2 protein-coding genes are annotated in these 1,200 nt (G+C 59.8%); both read right to left on the bottom strand.

Annotation, left to right across the window (positions count from 1 at the left end; all coding sequences use genetic code 11):
- Window positions 1-393 (bottom strand): TatD family hydrolase (locus AC4FAH_RS12430; RefSeq protein ID WP_490246122.1); only part of this gene is annotated, 393 nt, incomplete at its 3' end.
- A gap of 139 nt (window positions 394-532) precedes the next feature.
- Window positions 533-1,015: a large conductance mechanosensitive channel protein MscL gene (gene mscL / locus AC4FAH_RS12425; RefSeq protein WP_054557004.1), complete on the bottom strand. Its 483-nt coding sequence runs from the start codon at window positions 1,013-1,015 to the stop codon at window positions 533-535.
- Between the last annotated feature and the right edge of the window lie 185 nt (window positions 1,016-1,200).

Below are 1,200 nucleotides of genomic sequence, written 5' to 3'. Positions count from 1 at the left end.
GCGCACGCAGTGCACGATGACAGGCAAGGAGAATTCGCGTGCCATGCTCAGCTGGACCTCGAACAGCTGCCATTGGGCATCATGATCGGCCAGTCGCGCATCGAAGCCACATTCGCCCAACGCGACGACCTGGCCAGCATGCTGATCGAGGGCCTGATGAAGCGCCGCCAGCGCGTCATCGCCATGCTCGGACAGAAAATAGGGATGCAGTCCCAGGGCGCCAAAGATACGCGCCGATGAATCCACCAGCGCCAGCACTGCCGGGAAGCTTGCCACCGTGGTGGCGGGCACCACGAAGGCCGAGACATCTTCCTGCTCGGCACGCGCGATGACCGCCTCACGATCCGGCGTGAAGTCAGCGAAATCCAGATGGCAATGGCTGTCGATCAGCATGGAATCTCCCGGGGATGGTCGTACAGCCATCGTGCTATATCAGCGTGTGTCAGACAAACGAAGGGACCGGCCTGGTGGCCGGTCCCTTGAGGACGAGTGTCGATATTGCTTGCCAGTCGTCGTGACTGACGCAGATGGCCTAGGCCGCCTCCACCGGCGCTGCCGGCGCCAGCTCGGAGGTGCAATGACCACAACGGGTCGCCGCCAGCGGTACCTTGGAAAGACAATACGGGCAATCCTTGTCGGTGACCTCTTCCGGCGCTTCCTCGGCTTCCTTCTTGAGCTTGTTGATCTGTCGGATCAACACGAACACCGCCAGCGCCACCAGAGCAAAGCTGATGATGGCATTGATGAACAAGCCATAGTTCAGCGTGACGGCTCCCGCTTCCTTGGCCGCCTCGAGACTGGCGTAGGGCGCGGCCTGAGCGCCTTCCTTGAGGACGACAAAGAAGTTGGCGAAATCGACTCCGCCGATCAGCAGCCCGATCAGCGGGTTGAGCATGTCACCGACCAGACTCTTGACGATCAGTGTGAATGCCCCGCCGATGATGATGCCGACCGCCATGTCGACGACGCTTCCCTTGACGGCAAAATCACGAAATTCCTGCATGAATCCGGACATCTGTCATCTCCTGTCACTCGCTAACCATCCGGTGGATTGCCACGCATCATGCATGGCCCGCACTGAGACACATCCCACGCCATTGTTGTTGTCATTGTCTGCGCCCTACCGACCTTCGCCCCAGCAAGCTTCATCACACGGATGCCAGCAAGACAACATGACCCGAACATTATGCCGTGCTGATG

Source organism: Cobetia sp. (genome assembly GCF_983723665.1).
This window is presented reverse-complemented; position numbering and strand designations above follow the sequence as displayed.